This window comes from Rheinheimera fenheensis (assembly GCF_039871805.1).
Lineage (GTDB): Bacteria > Pseudomonadota > Gammaproteobacteria > Enterobacterales > Alteromonadaceae > Alishewanella > Alishewanella fenheensis.
In genome coordinates this window covers 235,359-249,599 of the sequence record NZ_JBDPJM010000004.1, presented here as the reverse complement: position 1 = coordinate 249,599, position 14,241 = coordinate 235,359, and the positions used below count along the sequence as shown (strand labels likewise).

Below are 14,241 nucleotides of genomic sequence, written 5' to 3'. Positions count from 1 at the left end.
GACGAAAAGTGAATTAGCCAATTTGCTGATAACACGTTTTGATAATGCTATAGCCAATTGTACAAGGGATAAAATGCAAAAGATCATTTCAACCAATTTTGAATTTTTGCGGCCGGAAAATGAAAATCTGGCTAACCTCTGTGCATTAGCAGAAGCTGTGTTACACATCGATCCAGGTAGCACTTTAGTGCGCTTGCGTGGCTTTGCTGAAGAACTTACCAAAACCATCTACAAAGCAGAATTGCTGCCACGCATGCCGCAAGCAACATTCTATGAGCTTATTAAGAGCCCAGTATTTGAAGACTGCGTAAGCAAATCACTCATTTACCAAATCAACTTTATCCGTATCAAAGGTAACGATACTGCCCATGGTGCTGAAGGCGAATTACAAAGTGCGCAAATGGCGCTGCGCACGGCGCATCAATTGGCTATTTACCTGGCAGTAAAATATTACGGTAAAGATAAAAACAGTATTCCCGCTTTCGTAGACATACAAGATCCATCAAAAGCATTTAACCAGCTGCAGAAAACTGTATCTGAATACGAGCAAGAGCTAAAAAAGCAGCAGGAAGATCTGCAGAAAATCTTTGAAAAGCTTGATGCCGAACGCGCTAAAAATGCCGATAAAATTGGCCCGCCGCCTAAACCTGTACTACAACGGCAAAAGCAACAAAGCCAGCAAGTTGCTCACAGCTTGCAATGGAGTGAGGCTAAGACCAGGGCATTAATGATTGATGCCATGTTACTTCAAGCCGGTTGGGATGTTACAGATCCAGACAAGGTTGGGCAGGAAGTTGAGGTTGCGTTTCCCAATAACCCCAGTGGCAAAGGGTATGTCGATTATGTGCTATGGGCTGACAATGGCCAGCCTTTGGCGGTAGTTGAAGCTAAAAAGTCGGGTAATACCAGCTTGCAGGCTGGCCGTGAGCAGGCGCGCATGTACGCTGACGCGCTTGAACGGATGGGCTATCAGCGGCCAGTAATTTTCTATACCAACGGATATGAAACCTTTATCTGGGATGATGCCCAATACAATACTTACCGACCGGTTTATGGCTTTTACAGCAAAGACAGTCTCGACTACTTGATTTACCAGCGTCAATACCGTGAAGCTGAGCTGCAGCGTTTTAACCCGGATCTAGATATTGCCGACCGGCCCTACCAAATTGAAGCGATAAAAACCGTTGCGGCACATTTTCAAAATCAGCGGCGAAAAGCGTTAATTATTCAGGCGACCGGCACTGGCAAAACCCGTGTTGCTATTGCATTGGCAGAATTGTTACTCAGAACCGGCTGGGCCAAACGCGTACTGTTTTTATGTGATCGTAAAGAGCTGCGAGTGCAGGCGGATGATGCCTTTAAACAAAACCTACCTTCTGAGCCGCGTTGTGTTATCGGCGAAACCAATAAAATAGACCAAAGTGCTCGCGTCTATATTGCCACTTACCCAGGCATGATAAACCGTTTCGCTCAGCTTGATGTTGGCTTCTTTGACCTCATCATTGCCGATGAGTCACATCGCAGTATCTACAATAAATACCGTGACCTGTTTGACTACTTCGATGCTTTGCAGGTTGGCTTAACTGCAACACCAGTGAAGTTTATTAGCCGCAATACCTTCGATATCTTCGATTGTGAAACCACAGATCCCACTTTTGAATTTGGTTTAGATGCAGCGATCAATAATGAACCGCCTTACCTGGTGCCGTTCAGGGTCAAAGATCTCACTACCGATTTTCTGCGAGAAGGTATTCACTACAGCCAGTTAACGGCTGAGCAGCAACGGCAGTTAGAGGAAGATCTGGGCGAAGAGGAAGCGCGCAACACTACCATTGCGGGTAAGGATATTGGTCGAAAAATTTTCAGCGAAGACACCGACCGTATCATTCTTGAAAACCTGATGAATAATGGCATTAAAGATGACACGGGTTCATTGGTAGGTAAAACCATTATTTTCGCCCAGCGTCAGGATCACGCCGAGCATTTAGCTAAGTTATTTTGCGAGAAGCTGTACCCGCAATATGGCGCTAAGGTGTGCAAAGTTATTCACAACGATATCCCGCATGTAGAAAGCTTGATTAAAGAATTTAAAAAAGCCGATAACGATTTTCGTATTGCTATCTCCGTCGACATGCTTGATACCGGCATCGACGTACCTGAGGTTGTGAACCTGGTATTTGCTAAACCGGTAAAAAGCTGGGTTAAGTTCTGGCAAATGATCGGCCGAGGCACGCGCTTGCGGCCAAACTTGTTTGGGCCGGGCAAGCACAAAACTGAGTTTTTGATTTTTGATCACTACGGCAACTTTGCCTACTTTGATGAAGAATACCAGGAGCCGGAAGATACAGGCGGCAAATCGTTACTGCAAACCACCTTTGAAGCACGTTTACTACTTGCGCAGGCAGCGTTAAAGCATAACCATGCCGAAGCCTTTGATAACGCCGTAGCGCTACTACGCGCCGACATCAATGATTTACCAGACAACAGCGTTGCCGTAAAACGAAAACTGCGCGTGGTGCACCAACTGCAGCAAACTGATTTACTTCAAAAGCTGGATGCAAAAACTCAGCACTTGTTAGTCAATGATATTGCCCCACTGATGGCTGTGCGTGTACTGCGTGATAAACATGCAACCCAGTTAGATAAGCTGATGGCGAATATAGAACGTTGTATGGTTGAGCAAGCAAGCTGCTTTGAAGATGGCCGCAACGAGTTGTTGGCCGAGCTGGATAAGCTGGCGGTTAACATTCAGGCCGTGCGACAAAAAGATACTGTTATTGCCATGGTGCGTAGCGGCGCATTCTGGCACAACCCCAGCATTAAAGCCTTAGAAAAGGTGCGCGAAGAACTGCGCGGCATTATGAAGTATCGCCAGCAGGCTACAGGCCCCGGTTACGAAACTGCTAGCACCCGTACCAGTGATAGCGGGGTGCATGAGGCCGATCGCGAGGTTAAAATTGCCGGTGCAGATGAGGCTATGCTTTATCGGCGCAGGCTAAAAGCCATTTTAGAGCAAATGGTGGCTGCTAACCCGACACTACAAAAAATCCGTAAAGGCGAGCCTATTGCTGAGCATGAACTGCAAAGCCTTACTTCTACCATTCTTACCAGCCACCCTGGTGTAAGCCTTGAGGTGTTAAACGAGTTTTATGGCAGAACGGCAGAGCAGCTGCATATCACCGTACGCGAGATGATTGGCGTAGACGTGCAAGCAATAGAAGAGCACTTTAAGCGCTTTTTACACAGCCATCCCACCCTTACTGCCAAGCAAGTAAGCTTTATGAACCTGCTGAAAACCTATATTGCGCAGCACGGCAGTATTGTAATTGATAAGCTGTATGACGCTCCGTTTACGGCGGTGTCACACGAAGGCATAGATGGCGTGTTTGCCGCCGAGGACATTACCGATTTAATTTCGGCACTTAAACCTTTTATGCAAACTTTACCGGCAACAGCCCCAAACCAACCTAATGCTTCACAGGAGTGACAATGCAAAGTATTGAATGGACTACCAGTTTAATTGTAATGGCTGTTATTGCTGCTGCAGTGTTATTGGCGCTGGGGTATTTTATCGCAAAAGCAGTAGCCAGCAGTAAGGTTGCTGCGTTAAACACACAGTTACAACAAGCCCAGCAAGCGCTGGAGCAAACGAATGGCCAATACCAACAGCTGCAGCAAAAACTTATACTGGCTGAAGACGCCTTACGTCAAAAAGAGCTGTCCGAAAGCAAACTGCAAACTCAGCTCACAGCAGCAGAAACCACCGAGCAGCGGCTAACGGCTGAAATTGCCATTCATAAAGAGGAATATCAGCAGTTAAACCAAAAACAAGATGCCACAACGGAGCAAAAACATATTGCTGAAAAACGGCTGGAAAATGCGCTTACCGATAACGCCGGACAAGCTAAACGGATAGCAGAGCTGCAAGAGCGTCTTGAAAAAACTGAACAAACACTACATCAAGAGCGCGTTCAGGTTAGTCAGTTAAAAGATGCACTGGCAGAAGAAGGTAAAAAAGCCAAACAGCTTGAGGCTTCAAATAACGATGCGCGTGAGCAGTTAAAAGAAATAAAACAGCAATCGGTAGAGCAGCAAGTAAAATACAGCCAGCTCCAAGAGCGCTATCAGACGTTAAGTAACGAGCACACTGAACTGCGAACCACTCTTCAGCGCAAAGACGAGCATTTTAAAGAACAAATGCAGCAACTAAGTGAAACAAAACAGTCACTTACCAAAGAATTTGAAAACCTAGCCAACAAAATATTCGATGAGAAGGGTAAAACCTTTACCCATACTAGCCAGGCCAGTATCGACAATATGCTTAAACCGTTCCGTGAGCAAATTGAAGGCTTCCAAAAGCGGGTTAATGAAGTGCATGACATGTCGCTACAAGGTAACAGCACTCTGAATGCAGAAATTAAAAAGGTGCTGGATATCGGACTGCAAATGAGCAAAGAGGCCAATAATTTAACTTCAGCCTTAAAAGGTGACTCACAGCAGCGGGGGGCCTGGGGGGAGGCGCAGCTTCGCCGAACATTGGAAATGAGCGGCTTGGTTGAAGATGCCCACTACGAAGTGCAAACTGCCTTTAAAGATGCAGAGGGCAGGCAAAAACAAACCGACTATCTGGTTAAGTTGCCAGATGGCAAGCATATTATTATTGACAGTAAAGTGGCTTTGGTGGCTTATGATCGTACTGTCAGCGCACAAACCCCAGAAGAGTACCAGCTGGCGATGGTTGAACATGTTAAAGCCGTACGCAAGCACATTGATGATTTAGCCTCAAAAGACTACACCAACTTAATTGGTATGCGCAGCCCTAACTTTGTGCTGATGTTTATGCCTATTGAGCCTGCCTACATAGAAGCGCTTAAGAATAACAAAGACCTGTTCGAATACGGTTATAAGAAAGGCATTGTGCTGGTATCGCATACCACATTAATACCGATCCTGCGCACCGTTTCCAATCTTTGGATGATCGAGCGCAGTAACGCCGAGGCGCGGGAAATTAGTGAAAAAGCCGGTGAAATCTTTAACCAGGTGTGTTTGGTCGCCGATCGGCTCAGTAAGCTCGGTGGCACCTTAAGCACCGTCAGTAACCACTACAACAACACGGTAAAAGCATTGGCAGGGCAGCAGGGGCTGTATGGCAAGGTGGAGCGCTTTAGTCAATTGTCGGCCAAGGTGAGCAAAAACTTACCACAACTTGAAGCCGCACATATCGATTTTGAAACTGAACGGTTGTCATTAATCGTCGAGCCGGTTGACGACAACGATCTTCAAGCACAAAACAACCGCACGGAAGCCGAGGTTCTGTTAGCATCGCCAGCCGAACCAGAAACAGCACTTAGTGAATAAGCGAGAGAAGTAATGCTAACAGGCCAAATTCGTAACGATATCGACAAACTTTGGGAAAAGTTCTGGACCGGCGGTATCACCAACCCGCTAACGGTTATCGAGCAAATCAGTTATCTGATGTTTGCCCGCATGCTGGATATGCAGGAAGACATGGCCGAACGCAAAGCTAACCGTACCGGTAAAGCCTTTTCGCGTATTTTCCCCAATACACCAGAAGGCCAACTGCTGCGCTGGAAAAATTTTAAGCAAAAAAGCGGTAAAGAGCTGCAAAACCATTTAAAGCAGCAGGTGTTTCCATTTTTTGCCACGCTGGGTAAAAAGTCTGATCAGCAAAACGGTTTGGGCGAAGAGGGTAGCGCTATAGAGGCGCTTGGTCACATTGGCGAGTATATGCAAGATGCCGATCTTGAGATAAAAAACGAGTCGGTATTGGTAAGCGCCATAGAAATGGTAGATGCCTTGCCGCTAACGCAAAGCGATGTAAAAGGCGATATATACGAATACCTGTTAAGTAAGCTCACGACGGCCGGTATAAATGGCCAGTTCCGCACGCCGCGGCATATTATTGATGCCATGATCGAGCTGATGGACCCGCAGCCAACAGATGTTATCTGCGACCCTTCATGCGGCACCGCAGGTTTTTTAGCCCGCACTATGGAATATCTTAACCGGGTGCATTCCAGTGAGGCTGGCACCTTTACCGATGAAGACGGCAATAAGCACTACACCGGGGACAAATTGGAGCCGTTCCGAGACCATATTAACAAGCAGATGTTCTGGGGCTTTGACTTTGACACCACTATGCTGCGCGTATCCAGCATGAACATGGCGCTGCACGGTGTTAATGGTGCCAATATCTTGTATCAGGACAGCTTAAGTAAGTCGATTAAAGAGAATTACCCTCGGCAGGAAGAAAACTTCTTCGACGTTATTCTGGCCAACCCGCCGTTTAAAGGCAGCCTCGACGAAACCAACACCAACCCCGATGTACTGGGTTTGGTTAAAACCAAGAAAACTGAGCTGTTGTTTGTCGCTCACATTCTGCGCTCGCTCAAGCTTGGCGGCCGCGCCGCGGTAATCGTACCCGACGGCGTGCTGTTTGGTTCATCCAAAGCACACCAGCAATTACGCCAGGAACTGCTGGAAAACAATCAGCTTGAAGGTATCGTCAGCTTACCTAGTGGTGTGTTTAAACCCTATGCCGGGGTAAGCACGGCGATATTGCTTTTTACCAAAGGTGGCACGACCGAGCGGGTATGGTTTTACGACCTGCAAGCCGATGGGTACTCGCTTGACGACAGACGCACCGAGCTAAAAGGCGAGGGCTGTAACGACCTGCCAGATGCTATTGCCAAATGGAAACAATACCGCAAACTGGTTGAAGCTAATGCGACAGAGGCCGAAATTCAAAAACTCTTTGGCGATAAAACACAAAAAGCCTTTGTGGTTGATGCCAAAGATATAATCGAGCACAAATTTGACCTATCGATAAACCGCTACAAGCAAGTGGTGTATGCCGAGCAGCAGTATGAAGACCCTAAGCTCATTCTGAAAAAGCTTAAAGCGCTGGAAAGCGAGATTATGACTGATCTGGATGAGCTGGAGGACATGCTGTGATTCAAGTTCAACTATCAGAAGTTGCGGACATCATTCGTGGAGTTAGCTTTTCAAAGGACGAGGTAGAATCAACTAAATCAGAAGGGCTACTACCAGTGATAAGGGCTGGAAGTATCCAAGAGACATTATTGTTAAATGAAGGCCAGGTTTGGGTTCCAAAAGAAAAAATTAGGAAGCAACAAAAGATTCGTCGCGATGATATTGTGATGTGTACATCGTCAGGGAGTCCTGATTTAGTTGGTAAGTGTGCTAAATCAGATATTGATTTCGAAGGCTCCTTTGGTGCATTTTGCGCTGGAATTAGACCCAATAAAGAAAAAGTATCTGCGTCATATCTCTTTCATTTCCTATCGTCACCAGAATTCCGGAATTGGACTAAATCATCTTCTGGTGCAAATATAAAAAATATCCGGATTTCAGAATTATCTGCTTTCGAAATTACACTCCCACCATTAGCCGAGCAAAAACGTATTGCCGCTATTCTGGACAAAGCCGACGCCATCCGCCGCAAACGCCAGCAAGCCATCCAACTCGCTGATGACTTCCTCCGCGCCGTGTTTCTGGAGATGTTTGGTGATCCGGTAACTAATCCAAAGGGCTGGGAGGTAATGAGTTGCTCAGATGCTAGTGAGCAAATTACTGTTGGTGTGGTTGTTAAACCTGCATCTTATTACGTTGACCAGGGTATACCTGCAATTAGGTCATTAAATATCAAAGACAACGGTATAGATGATTCTAATTTTGTATTTTTTTCAAAAGAAGATAATGAAACTCTACTTGCTAAATCAAGAGTCTACGAAAATGACTTAGTACTTGTTCGGTCTGGACAGCCTGGAAAAGCAGCTGTAATTCCAAAGAACTTAGATGGTATAAACGCTATAGATGTACTCATTTTTCGGCCTAAAAAGGTTTTATTTGAATCAAACTACCTTGCTTACTTCTTCAATTCTGGTGCGGGGAAAAGAATAGTATTGTCAGAAGAGCGTGGCCAAGTACAAAAGCACTTAAATGTCGGTTCACTCAATAACTCGATGATTCCTGTGCCACCAAAGAACCTTCAGTTAGAGTTTGTGAGCATTTTGAAATCAGTGCGGGAAAGATTTTCTTCTGAGAATTCAGTTAATCACTTTGAATTGTTCATTACGCTAAGTCAGAGAGCTTTTTCTGGCAAACTCTAAGGACAGAGAATGATCGGCGAAATTAGGATAAATCCAATTGTAGCGACATATCAATCACCGGCAATGTTAAGTGACCTTCGCCGTATAAACTTTATTTTTGGTGCTAATGGCACTGGTAAAACGACCATAAGCCGTGTGCTTGCGCAGCCTGATAGCTATCAAAATTGTCAGATCATTTGGCAAGACGCAAACCCGCTGCAAGTTATGGTTTACAACAAAGATTTCGTTGAACGTAATTTTAACCAGGATGGCCCGCTGCAAGGTGTTTTTACTCTGGGAGAAAATCAGGTTGAAGCAGAAGAAAATATCAAAGCGTTGAGACCACAACTTGATAAAGTAGCTAGTGATATTTCACGACTCGTCGTCCAATTAAATGGTTCAGCCGAGCACAAGGGTGCCCGACAAGAATTAGAGGATCTCGAACCAGCTTTGCGCGATAAATGTTGGAAGCAAAAACAACTACATGATGACTATTTTCAGGTTGCGTTCGCGGGCGTTAGAAATAATGCTGAACGTTTCAAAGATAAGGTATTGGCTGAGCATGCATCAAATTCCGCTCAACTGTTACCCATTCAAGAGCTCAAGAAGAAAGCAGAAACTGTATTCTCAAGTGATTTAGCAAAAGTGGCAGTGTTAGCGAATCTCTCAGCTAGTGAGCTTATAAATACTGAAAAAAACACTCTTCTGCAAAAAGTCATTGTAGGGAATCAAGATGTCGATATAGCTTCTCTAATAAACCGTCTGGGCAATAGTGACTGGGTAAAACAAGGTCGAAAATTTCATGAGCAAGACCCAGAAGTATGTCCTTTCTGCCAGCAATCAACAGGTCATAAATTTGCCCATGATTTGGAAGCTTTTTTTAGTGAAACCTATGACACTGATATTCAAATGCTAAAAGAATTAAGCGAAACCTACAAACGGCAGAGCGAGCAATTGTTATCGACCTTACAGCGTAATAGTGAACTCAACAATCCATTCCTTAAAACTGAACTGTTTTTCGCAGAGGCTGAAACACTGAAAGAGAGGTTAAGCGGTAACCAGGCAAAAATAGTAAATAAGCTAAATGAACCAAGTCGAAAAATAGAACTAGAACCCATACAGCCTTTGACTACTCAATTGCAGGAGTTGTTGAATCAAGCCAATGTCGCGACAGCTCAGCATAACCAAACAGTTACAAATATAGTAGCTGAGAAACAAACTTTGATTTCTCTGGTATGGCGTTACGTGCTCAACGAATTAGCTGATGATCTAGGTCAGTACCAAAGTGAGAAGAACCGTCTGACTCGAGCAATTCAGGGTATGGAGCAAACACTGTTAGATAAAAAGGCTTTGCATCGCACTCTGAATGAACAGCTAACTGAACTGGAAAAACAAACTACATCTATTCAGCCTACCATCACTGCCATCAACGATCTTTTAAAAACGTTTGGTTTCAATTCATTTTCTATTGGCGGTGCTGATCAAGGTCGTCACTACCGGATAATTCGTGCCAACGGAGACGATGCAAGCCGTTCATTGAGTGAAGGCGAAAAGACGTTCATCACATTCCTGTATTTTTACTATCTTATTAAAGGTGCTCAATCACCGTCTGGTATTACAGCTAATCGAGTAGTCGTCTTTGACGATCCAATATCGTCATTAGACAGCGACATTCTTTACATCGTGAGTAGCCTTATTAAGGGCGTTATGGAAGAAACAAGAAACCGTAACTCTCAGATAAAACAAGTATTCGTTCTTACTCATAATGTTTACTTTCACAAGGAAATTAGCTTCAACACTAATAGAAAACATGATCGCCTTCTCAGTGAAGAAAGTTTTTGGATAGTGAAAAAACAGCAGCAAGGGTCTGTTGTTCGGCGCTGTGAAACAAACCCCATTCGCTCTGCTTATGAGTTGCTGTGGGAAGACGTCAAGTCAGTAAATATTTCTAGTGTCAGCCTTCAAAACACATTACGTAGAATACTTGAGAATTATTTCACTATGTGGGGTGGAATGGGAAAAGATGAAATTTGTGCGCGTTTCGAAGGGAGAGACAAGTTGATATGTCAGTCTCTATTTTCTTGGGTCAATGATGGCTCGCACTCTATTCACGACGATCTCTACATTAATCATGGCGAGCAAACAAACGAAGCATACTTGCGAGTATTTCGTAGTGTATTCGATAAAGCAGGTCAGATAAGCCACTATAAGATGATGACAGGGTTTTCTGAAGATAATTCAGGTAATGAGAACCCACTGTTAGCTGCACAAGCAATTGATATTCCGGGTGCCGCTGAATGAAAATCACAATAAGTCCAAACGGTAACCGGATTTTCGAAAGCCACAAGCTGCAGATTGATGGTCGCAAAGCAGCTGGCGTATATGCGTTTACTTTCACGATAATTGGTTTGCGTAAACCGTGTAAGACGCCGACCAGCATTTTTGATATCAACCTCAGTGTTGCGCTCGCTGGCTCTTCTATGCCTTTGGTCGGGCCTATCTCATCAATCACTCAGTTGGTTCAATGTTATGAATACGCCAACAACAGTGAGCAATTGCACTTCGAAATTACATTGACCAAAGAGCAAATCAACTTCGTGGAAGAATATCGCCAGGAGGGCGATATAAAGCTTAGTTTAGCTCTGCGGGCACTGGTTTCATCGCCTGATGGGTTGCTTCCAAGCTACGACATCGCTGATTTTGTTGTTCCAAGACAGGAATGGTTAAAGGCATTGAAAGATGCAGGTTTTCGCCAAACAGTGCTGTTTGAAATTCCACTGCCAGCTTGTGCTGACGAAGCTGAAGAGCTGATTACCAAAGCGCAGGAGTTTATAGAAGTCGGCCATTACAAAGATGCTGTGATGCAGTGTCGACATATAATCGAGCACATCCAGGATCTGCGTGGTGATAAGAAAGTCTCAGCTGAAGCCAACAAAATGGCGCATGGCAATAATTCAGAACGGCAAAGTATGTCAGCCGAGCAAAGGCTGCTCAGCATTAGAGAGCAGCTAAAAAACGTGTGCCAGCTTGGTGCTCATGGCGCTGAGCAGTTTACCAGGTCACAAGCCAGAGCTGTGCTTGGAATGACGATGGTATTGCTTGCTGAGCCTACGGTGGGTTACAGCAAATTTCTTTCGGAAGCAAAATCAAGAACAGATGTTGATCCCGAAGTAAAAGAACAGCATCAGGAACAAGCCGCGTCTCAGCCTGAAGACCCTGCTTTAGCAGAAAGTACACCTAACTAAGCATGAACAAATAAAACCTATAACAACTATTGGAAAATGTAACGATGAGCTTGGATAGCAATATGGACACTAGCAATTACAGCTTAACAAAACTATGGCCAGAGTTTGGCAGGCTCTGGGCAGGAGATTTTACCTCGCCGGAAGGTTTAAGTGCGTTATTTGTCGCTGCATTATTTGCCCTGGCAATATTATTTTCAGTGTTGTCAGTCATTAACTATTTTCGGGCAAGCCGACATTTACGTTTTTATAAACGATTAATAAAAGGGCTGGATTTAGATCAGTTATTGGATAAACGCCGTGAGTTGGTGAATACCGCCCTACAAAATCAAACGTATGGGCGTTTATGGCGAGAGTTTGATGAATCCCTTGTGCATATTCCGCAGAAGCAGAGATTGTGCAATACACTTGATGCTGCTCATTTTTTTAACACTCATACGATTTCACGAGGGTTAACAGAAAACCGTTTGTTAGCTGCTGTACCAGGCTTTTTAACAGCCATTGGTGTTATTGGTACTTTCGCTGGTTTGCAGTTGGGCTTGGGGCCACTAGGTGCGTTAGACCCGGCCAATGCCAAAGTGGATGATTTAACCCACGGTATTTTCGGCATGATTGGCGGGGCATCAATCGCTTTTATGACCTCGGTCTGGGGCGTGCTTATCAGCGTATTATTTAACTTTTTTGAGAAATGTTTAGAACGCAATATTCGTTCCTCCATCAGCTCATTTCAAAATGAAGTCGACTATTTATATCCGCGTATTACCGCCGAGCAAAGCCTGTCTAACATTGAAGACTTTACTCGCCAGAGTAATGACCGTTTAGCTGAGCTGGATGAAAAAATTGGCCACAAAATGCAGGAGGCGATGAAGGAGGCCTCTAATGTGATTAGTGACAGCGTAGCTCATAGCCTCAACACCATACTCGGCCCTGCTATTGAGCGATTGGTAGATAATGCGCACTCGGGCTCTGAAAAGGCGCTGGAGTCTTTGCTGGATCGCTTCTTACAGGGGGTAGGTTCTGCAGGGGACTCACAAAAAGCGATGATGGAGCAGGCGGCAAAAGACATTACTGCGGCATCTAACGGTATGACAAACGGCTTAAACCAATTTGCCAGCAAACTGGATGGTCAGGTTAGTAGCATGATGCAAAAAAATGCTGAAGTACTGGACCAGGTAAATGGTGCCGTGCAGCAGCAGCTTGAAGCCCAAAGCCAGCAAGAACAGCAGCGGCAGCAGCAATTAACTGAAAGTATTGATCAGTTTATGTCAGGCATGAAAGTACAGTTGGCGTTAGTCGCAGAGCAAAATGCCAATACACTTAAAGCAGTGCAGGGCGAGTTAAGTGGCCAGATAGATCAACAGCAAAGCCGGGATGCATCCCGTCAGCAGCTGTTGAATGAGCAGTTGCAGGGGCTGCAAGCAAATCAGGATAGGGTAACACAAAGTATAGATGCGGTATTGGCAACGCAGAAGGAGCAAAATGCGGAGCTACTGGCAGGCTTGCAGTTGGTTATTGACCGTTTTGCGCAGTTATCTAATAGTCATCAGGATGCTACCGGCGCGATGCAAGCCGTGTCAGTTGAATTAAAAGCCAGTGCAAATCAATTAGGCTTGCTGTCATCCAACCTTAAAGCGGCAACCAACACTCTGGGTGAGCAATTATTGGATGCCGTAAGTGCGGCTGACGATGTAACCAAGAGCAATGCTGAAACCTCTGACGTGTTTACTAAGGTGCTGGGAGCCCTACAGCAGGCTGGTGAACAGATAACCACGGTATCAGGCACCTTGAATGATGCTGCAGGTAAAGCAGAGCATGGTTTAACGGCTGTTGAAACACACTTTGACAGCTTAGCCAAAACCTTGCAGTCACACTTAACGGAAGTACAGCAACAGGTAGCAGATTTACTGTCAGAGTATGGCGACCGGGTAAAAGATCAAACCGTTGCTCGGTTAAATACCTGGAACGAGCATACCAACCAATACATTTCTGCCATGACGGATGCGGTTAAGACGTTAAGTAGTGTAGTGGATGAAATTGACGGAAAAGTGAGCCGTCGTCATGAAGGTGCTGCGGTATGAGAGCGTTAAATGGTCGCTCTAACGGCCATCAGGTAGATGAAGAGAACCCTTATTGGATTTCTTTTTCTGACATCATGGCCGGTTTATTGGTGATTTTCGTATTGGCCGCCGTAGCACTTATCCTTGAGCTGACACAAAAAAGTGAACAATGGGATGAAGCCATTCGTGAAATTGCTAAAGCCGAACAGGTAAGAAAGGATTTACTTCGGGAAATAGAACAAGAGCTTAATGCCATGAATATTCCGGTGAAGATAAGTGACAACGATACCGTGTTACGTATTCCAGAGGATGTGCTGACTTTCGCACAGGGCCGCTTTGACATTCCCGAGGATGAACGCTCTCAGCAAAATGCATTAGATATCGGTCGGGTCCTTTATAACAGTATTACCAAGGAAGAACGCTGGAAATATCTGGACACTATTTTTGTTGAAGGGCATACCGATCCGGTGCCTTATCGTAACCAGGCGATCAAAGGCAATTGGGGGCTTTCTACGTTCCGGGCTATTTCTGTGTGGAATTACTGGAACCAGGCAATGGCTGAGGATTCTCGTCTTGATGCTTTAACCAACCATGTCGGTAAAAAATTGTTTTCAGTGAGCGGTTACGCCGAAACGCGGCCAGTGCCTTGCTCTGTTGGCAGTAATGAAATTAATGATGGCAGTTTATGCCCTAACGGCGTAATGGGTGATGATGAGTCCTTGAGAAAAAATCGCAGGATTGATATTCGCTTTACGGTACGTCGGCCAGCGCTAGAAGATTATCAGGCCGTTAAACAGGTGATGAATTAAC

The 14,241-nt window shown here is 45.0% G+C and carries 8 protein-coding genes; all 8 read left to right on the top strand.

The window, feature by feature from the left end; translation table 11 throughout:
* The first annotated feature begins 73 nt into the window (after positions 1-73).
* The 8 genes from ABGI61_RS08480 to ABGI61_RS08445 all read left to right on the top strand — a co-directional run bounded on the left by ABGI61_RS08480 (position 74) and on the right by ABGI61_RS08445 (position 14,240).
* Entirely contained in the window at positions 74-3,487 is a 3,414-nt protein-coding gene (locus ABGI61_RS08480) for a DEAD/DEAH box helicase family protein (RefSeq protein ID WP_347599784.1), read from the top strand.
* A gap of 2 nt (positions 3,488-3,489) precedes the next feature.
* Complete coding sequence (locus tag ABGI61_RS08475; RefSeq protein ID WP_347599781.1) at positions 3,490-5,358, top strand: DNA recombination protein RmuC; 1,869 nt, start codon at positions 3,490-3,492, stop codon at positions 5,356-5,358.
* Between the two features lie 12 nt (positions 5,359-5,370).
* Positions 5,371-6,975, top strand: coding sequence for a type I restriction-modification system subunit M (locus ABGI61_RS08470; RefSeq protein ID WP_347599778.1), 1,605 nt, complete (start codon positions 5,371-5,373; stop codon positions 6,973-6,975).
* The gene (locus tag ABGI61_RS08465) at positions 6,972-8,153 is read left to right on the top strand and encodes a restriction endonuclease subunit S (RefSeq protein WP_347599775.1); all 1,182 of its coding nucleotides are present in this window, start codon (positions 6,972-6,974) and stop codon (positions 8,151-8,153) included. The genes ABGI61_RS08470 and ABGI61_RS08465 overlap by 4 nt, the downstream gene beginning before the upstream one ends.
* A gap of 9 nt (positions 8,154-8,162) precedes the next feature.
* The gene (locus tag ABGI61_RS08460; protein WP_347599772.1) at positions 8,163-10,433 is read left to right on the top strand and encodes an AAA family ATPase; all 2,271 of its coding nucleotides are present in this window, start codon (positions 8,163-8,165) and stop codon (positions 10,431-10,433) included.
* Positions 10,430-11,377: a hypothetical protein gene (locus tag ABGI61_RS08455; protein WP_347599768.1), complete on the top strand. Its 948-nt coding sequence runs from the start codon at positions 10,430-10,432 to the stop codon at positions 11,375-11,377. The genes ABGI61_RS08460 and ABGI61_RS08455 overlap by 4 nt, the downstream gene beginning before the upstream one ends.
* A 62-nt stretch (positions 11,378-11,439) precedes the next feature.
* Entirely contained in the window at positions 11,440-13,452 is a 2,013-nt protein-coding gene (gene zorA, locus ABGI61_RS08450; RefSeq protein ID WP_347599765.1) for an anti-phage ZorAB system protein ZorA, read from the top strand.
* Positions 13,449-14,240 carry an OmpA/MotB family protein gene (locus tag ABGI61_RS08445; RefSeq protein WP_347599762.1) on the top strand — a complete coding sequence of 264 codons (792 nt, stop codon included), beginning with the start codon at positions 13,449-13,451 and terminating at the stop codon, positions 14,238-14,240. Before zorA ends, ABGI61_RS08445 begins: the two co-directional genes overlap by 4 nt.
* Position 14,241 lies beyond the last annotated feature (1 nt).

Bases quoted from the DNA above. Each gene is read 5' to 3' on its own strand.
- ABGI61_RS08475 (WP_347599781.1), top strand. From the start codon at position 3,490: ATGCAAAGTATTGAATGGACTACCAGTTTAATTGTAATGGCTGTTATT.
- ABGI61_RS08470 (WP_347599778.1), top strand. From the start codon at position 5,371: ATGCTAACAGGCCAAATTCGTAACGATATCGACAAACTTTGGGAAAAG.
- ABGI61_RS08455 (WP_347599768.1), top strand. From the start codon at position 10,430: ATGAAAATCACAATAAGTCCAAACGGTAACCGGATTTTCGAAAGCCAC.
- ABGI61_RS08480 (WP_347599784.1), top strand. From the start codon at position 74: ATGCAAAAGATCATTTCAACCAATTTTGAATTTTTGCGGCCGGAAAAT.
- ABGI61_RS08460 (WP_347599772.1), top strand. From the start codon at position 8,163: ATGATCGGCGAAATTAGGATAAATCCAATTGTAGCGACATATCAATCA.
- zorA (WP_347599765.1), top strand. From the start codon at position 11,440: ATGGACACTAGCAATTACAGCTTAACAAAACTATGGCCAGAGTTTGGC.
- ABGI61_RS08445 (WP_347599762.1), top strand. From the start codon at position 13,449: ATGAGAGCGTTAAATGGTCGCTCTAACGGCCATCAGGTAGATGAAGAG.